The sequence below is a fragment of the Phenylobacterium sp. genome (genome assembly GCF_024508875.1).
In the GTDB taxonomy this organism is placed as follows: domain Bacteria; phylum Pseudomonadota; class Alphaproteobacteria; order Caulobacterales; family Caulobacteraceae; genus Phenylobacterium.
The window spans coordinates 1-4,947 of sequence record NZ_JANINU010000176.1; the positions used below are offsets into that span (position 1 = coordinate 1).

Annotated in this window: 7 protein-coding genes and 1 pseudogene; 3 read left to right on the plus strand and 5 right to left on the minus strand. The window is 69.3% G+C overall.

The features are described from left to right. A pseudogene (locus tag Q0L11_RS13710) lies at window positions 1-384 on the minus strand (malate dehydrogenase); the annotation flags it as partial. 169 nt (window positions 385-553) lie between these two features. Between Q0L11_RS13710 and Q0L11_RS13715 the strand changes: the two are divergent. After that, complete coding sequence (locus Q0L11_RS13715) at window positions 554-973, plus strand: HIT domain-containing protein (protein WP_296597958.1); 420 nt, start codon at window positions 554-556, stop codon at window positions 971-973. Here the strand turns inward: Q0L11_RS13715 and Q0L11_RS13720 are convergent. Then, complete coding sequence (locus Q0L11_RS13720) at window positions 970-1,614, minus strand: hypothetical protein (RefSeq protein WP_296597959.1); 645 nt, start codon at window positions 1,612-1,614, stop codon at window positions 970-972. The genes Q0L11_RS13715 and Q0L11_RS13720 overlap by 4 nt on opposite strands. After that, the gene (locus tag Q0L11_RS13725) at window positions 1,611-2,480 is read right to left on the minus strand and encodes a CoA ester lyase (protein WP_296597960.1); all 870 of its coding nucleotides are present in this window, start codon (window positions 2,478-2,480) and stop codon (window positions 1,611-1,613) included. Before Q0L11_RS13725 ends, Q0L11_RS13720 begins: the two co-directional genes overlap by 4 nt. Before the next feature lie 59 nt (window positions 2,481-2,539). On the opposite strand from Q0L11_RS13725, the gene Q0L11_RS13730 reads away from it, so the two are divergent. Continuing rightward, the gene (locus tag Q0L11_RS13730; RefSeq protein ID WP_296597961.1) at window positions 2,540-2,932 is read left to right on the plus strand and encodes a DUF2237 domain-containing protein; all 393 of its coding nucleotides are present in this window, start codon (window positions 2,540-2,542) and stop codon (window positions 2,930-2,932) included. Window positions 2,933-2,941: 9 nt separating this feature from the next. Here Q0L11_RS13730 and thpR read toward each other — a convergent pair whose 3' ends face one another. After that, window positions 2,942-3,475, minus strand: a complete 534-nt coding sequence (gene thpR, locus Q0L11_RS13735) for an RNA 2',3'-cyclic phosphodiesterase (RefSeq protein WP_296597962.1) — start codon at window positions 3,473-3,475, stop codon at window positions 2,942-2,944. 117 nt (window positions 3,476-3,592) lie between these two features. Between thpR and Q0L11_RS13740 the strand changes: the two genes are divergently transcribed. Then, the gene (locus Q0L11_RS13740; RefSeq protein WP_296597963.1) at window positions 3,593-4,342 is read left to right on the plus strand and encodes a Bax inhibitor-1/YccA family protein; all 750 of its coding nucleotides are present in this window, start codon (window positions 3,593-3,595) and stop codon (window positions 4,340-4,342) included. 53 nt (window positions 4,343-4,395) lie between these two features. Here Q0L11_RS13740 and Q0L11_RS13745 read toward each other — a convergent pair whose 3' ends face one another. Continuing rightward, window positions 4,396-4,731 (minus strand): DUF2794 domain-containing protein, encoded by a 336-nt coding sequence (locus tag Q0L11_RS13745; protein ID WP_296597965.1) that lies wholly within the window; start codon window positions 4,729-4,731, stop codon window positions 4,396-4,398. Window positions 4,732-4,947 lie beyond the last annotated feature (216 nt).

Below are 4,947 nucleotides of genomic sequence, written 5' to 3' on the forward strand. Positions count from 1 at the left end.
GCGGGCGTCGTCGGCGGCCACCTTGTCGATCGACTGGCCCTGGGCGATGAAGATCTTGCCGTTGTCCTTCAACAGGTCGGCGCGCTCCATGCCCGGGCCGCGGGGCTTGGAGCCCACCAGCAGGCACCAGTTGGCGTCCTTGAAGGCGACGTCGGCGTCACCGGTCAGCACCATGTCCTGCAGCAGCGGGAAGGCGCAGTCCTCCAGCTCCATGGCGACGCCCTTCAGCGCCTTCTGCGGACCTTCGACCGGGATCTCCAGCAGTTGCAGGATCACCGGCTGGTCCTTGCCCAGCATCTCGCCCGAGGCGACGCGGAACAGCAGGGCGTAACCGATGTTGCCCGCGGCGCCGGTGACCGCCACGCGGATGGGCTTCTTCGCCATAGAACGGCTCCTTGATGTGATGTCGGCGCGGCTCTAGCGCGTCGTCAGGCGAAGTGGAAGCCGGTTCGCCGCCCGGACGATGCGCGGGACAAAAAGATTCTTGCAGACAGCGCCCGCTCTCTGCTGGCTCGTTGTGCTTGTTGCCGCCACGCCGCATCCGCAGGGGACGATGTTCGAGCTCCACCCAGCCTTCCCGCCGACGTCGCACGCCGTGGGCGAACTGGCGCTCTGCCACGCGCGCCTGCAGGCCGACGCGCGCTACGCCTGGATCGTGCTGATCCCGAGGATCGCGGGGGCGCGCGAGCTCGAGGACCTCAGCGCCAACGACCGCGCCGCCCTGATGGAGGAGGTGGTCCGCGCCGGCGCCGCGGTGCGCGCGGTCGGCGAGGCGTCGGGTCGGCCCGTCGAGAAGCTCAACGTTGGCCAACTGGGCAACCTGACCCCGCAGCTTCACGTCCACGTCGTCGGTCGGCGCGCGGACGACCCCGCCTGGCCGGGACCGGTATGGGGTGTCGGGGCGGCGGAGCCTTACGCGGACGAGCCGTTGCGGGCGGCGCTTCACGCCGCGCGGGTCAACCTCGGTCTTTAGGGCGCTCGCCGCGCCAGGGTCACGGGTTCGCGTCGTCCCGCCTCGGTGATTTCGCCCGTCCAGGCGCCGCTGTGCGGGTGCAGAACCGCGACGACCTCGTCCGAAAGCCGAAAGGTGAGGTCGCCGCCGGTCCGCTCGACGATCTCGAAGAAGCCGGAGGCGTCGAACGCGCCCGGCCGGCGCAGGTCGCGCCAGGCGCCGTCGACGACGCCGTTCTTGTCGACGAGCTGGAAGGCGTAGATCGGCCTGCCGCCCGCCGACAGCGTCCAGCCGCCCTCCATCGGACCCTGGAACCCCTGCACCGAAGCGGCCGACGCGCGCAGGCGGCTGTCGTAGGCTTCCTCCACCGGCGTCGCCGGCCCGTCGGGAGCCTTGCCTGTCTCGTTGATGAAGACCGGCGCGGTCAGCGTCGGATGTGGCGGGGGCGCGTAGCGCTGATAGGGCTGCGGCGCGGTGGGCAGGTCCGGGTCGGGATCGACCTTCGATCCGGTGGCCGCCGTGTCGGGCTCCTCAACGTCGGCGTCCTTGGGCAGCGGGCGCAGCAGGGCGTCGATGGGATCGGCGGGCGGCCGCTGGGCGAGCGCCGGCCCGGCCGCCAGGGCCGCCAGCGCCGCCACGATCAGCACCCGCGCCGGCTTCATGCAGCCTCGCTCGCAGCGATGGCGTCGGCCACCGACAGCAGCCGCTTCGCCTCGGCGAAATGCAGACGCTCCACCATCCGGCCCGCCACCTTCAGCACGCCCTTGCCGGCGTTCTCGGGCTGGCCGAACGCCTCCACCACCGTGCGGGCCCAGGCGACGGCTTCGGGCGCGGGCGTGAAGGCCGTGTTGGCCGCCTCGACCTGGCTTGGATGGATCAGGGTCTTGCCGTCGAAGCCGAACCCCGCGGCCTGGGCGCACTGCTGCGCCAGCCCCTCGGCGTCGGCGATCTCGTTGTACACCCCGTCTAGGATGGCGAGACGATGGGCTCGGGCGGCCATCAGGCTGAGCGACAGGGCGGTCAGCAGCGGCTCGCGGCCGACCGTCAGGTTGCAGCGCATCTCCTTGGCCAGGTCGTTCGACCCGATCACCCAGGCCTCGACGCCGACGTTGGTCGACTCGGCGCCCAGCGCATCGAGCCGGAACATCGCGGCGCAGGTCTCGATCATCGCCCAGACCGGAAGGCCCTCGCCGAGCCGCGTGCGAACGGCCGCCAGGTCCTCGGGCGCCGAGATCTTGGGAACCAGCACCGCGTCGGGCCGGGCCTGCGCGATCGCGGTCAGGTCGGCGGCGCCCCAGGGGGTGTCCAGGCCATTGGCGCGGATCACCACCTCGCGGCCGCCGAAGCCGCCGGCCTTCACCGCCTCGATCGCGCCTGCCCGCGCCTCGGCCTTGGCGTCGGGCGCGACCGCGTCCTCCAGATCGAGGATGACCACGTCGCATGGCAGAGACCGGGCCTTGTCGATCGCCCGCGCGTTGGACGCCGGCAGGTAGAGGGCGCTGCGGCGTGGACGAGCGGTGGCGTTCATGTGGACTGTGGCTCCTGGCGCCTTGGCGATACGCGACTCTTAGCGTTTAGGATGTGCCCATGGCTACGCGCCCGATCCGCTACGACGCCGGGGCCCGCAACGTACTGGGCGGGGAGCTCACACCCTGCTCCTTCGATCCCGTGACCGGCTTTTTCCGCAATGGCTGCTGCGAGACGGGCCCGCACGACGTGGGCATGCACACCGTCTGCGCCGTGATGACCGACGAATTCCTGAGCTATTCCAGGAGCGTGGGCAACGACCTGTCGACGCCCCGGCCCGACCTGGGGTTCGCAGGACTCAAGGCCGGCGACCGCTGGTGCCTGTGCGCGCCGCGCTGGAAGGAGGCCCTCGACGCGGGCGCCGCCCCCCAGGTGGTGCTGGAGAGCACCCACGAGGAGACTCTCGCGATCGTCCCGCTAGGAGTGTTGAAGGACTATGCCGTCGAGGCCTGAGGCCCGCGGCTAAAGCCCGTATTCAGCCTCCAGCGTGTAGTGGGAGCCCTCCTTGGTCAGCACGCTGGAATACAGGCCGAAGCGGTCGACCGTGATCGGCGGCGATTTCAGCAGGTTGTTCGACTGGATCCAGGCGGCGACCTCGGCCGGGTCCGGCCGGCGCAGGTAGGCCAGGGTGACGTGCGGCTTGTAGTTGCGCTTGTCGGGCTTCAGGCCTGCGCGCCGGGCTGCGCTTTCGCAGGCCTCCGCGAGGCGGCGCAGCTCGGGATTTTCGGCGACGCCCGCCCAGACCGCGTTGATCTCGTCGCCGTCCGCGAACGAACCGGCGCCCTCGAGGACGATCTCGAACGGCCGGCCCGATACCCGCACCAGCTCGGCGTCCAGGTCGCGGGCCACGTCCTGGCGCACCTCGCCGAAAAACCGCAGGGTCACATGGAACGCCTCCAGCGGCCGCCACCGGGCGCCGTCGATGCCGACCTGACGCGACTGCAGGCTACGCCCGATCTCAGGCGGGATATCGAGCGCGGCGAAGAGGCGGATCATACATGTATCCTAACGCGTTTACCGTTCGACACGTGGAGAGGCCTTGCTTTGGCCACGGGTCGCAACGATATTTCCTTCGCGTCCGGTTTGCGACGCGCATCATAGGGCTTTGCTCAAATGAGCGACTTCAACCGCGGCTACGCGCGCACGGTCCCCGCCGACCGCGCCGACATGTCGGTGGACGCGGGTCTCCGTAGCTTCATGCTGGGAGTCTACAACAAGCTGGCGCTTGGCCTCGTGCTGTCGGCCGCGCTGGCCTGGCTGACCTCCGCCTACGAGCCCGTCATGCGCATGCTGTACGTCACCACGGCCGATGGCCGGCTGGCGGGCTTCACCGCGCTGGGCACGGTCATCCGCTTCGCCCCGCTCGTCGTGCTGATCGGCGCGATGTTCATGCGCAACCCCACCGCCCGCTCCTCGGGCTTCCTCTACTGGGCCGTCGTGTCGTTGATCGGCGCGGGCCTGGGCGTCTGGCTGCTGGCCTACACCGGCTCGTCGGTCGCGCTGACCTTTCTGATCACGGCCACCGCCTTCGGCGCGCTGTCGCTGTTCGGCTACACGACCAAGAAGGACCTGACCGGCTTCGGCAGTTTCCTGATCATGGGCGTCTGGGGCCTGGTGCTGGCGTCGCTGGTCGGCATCTTCTGGCACCCGCCGGGCTTCAACATGATCCTGAGCGCCCTGGGCGTGTTCATCTTCGCCGGCCTGGTGGCCTACGACACCCAGAACCTGAAGATGTCGTACTATCAGATGGGCGGCGACACGGGCTCGATGGCCGTGGCCACCAACTACGGCGCGCTCAGCCTCTACATCAACTTCATCAACCTGTTCCAATTCCTGCTGCAGTTCTTCGGCCAGCGCCGCTGATCGTTACGCAGGTTCACGACGACGAAGGCCCCGGAGCGATCCGGGGCCTTTTTCTATTCCACGACCGAGAAGCGGCCCTTGTCGAAGAAGCGGAGGACCTGGTCGAGGTCGTGGCCGCGCTTCAGGATGTGTCCGCCCTCGCCGACGATCGCCCAGGCGCCCTGCTTGCGGGCCAGGGCCGGGTGCTTCTCGATCCGGTAAAGAGGCGCCTCGGAGCTGCGGCGGAAGACCGAAAAGACGGCGCTCTCGCGCAGGCTGTCCATCCCGTAGTCGCGCCACTCGCCGGCGGCGACCATGCGGCCGTAGAGCCGAAGCAGGCGTTCAAGTTCGCGCCGCTCGAAGAACACTCCGGCCTGGCGCGGGGCCGAATAGCTCGGGTCGAATGCCATCGCCACGAGCCTGCATGAAGTTTTTGAGTCCGGCCACCCCCGAATTCCACTGCGGCCTTCGTAGCGCGCACGCCTCGAAATGACCTTATTCCGGCCAATCGCCCGCCAGATGCGCCCCCGATATTGAGAGCGTCGGTTGGTCAGAGACTGTTGGCCCCGGATCCTGAACAGCCCCCCCAGCCCCCCTGGGCCGGCAGTGGCCAACCGACACTCCAA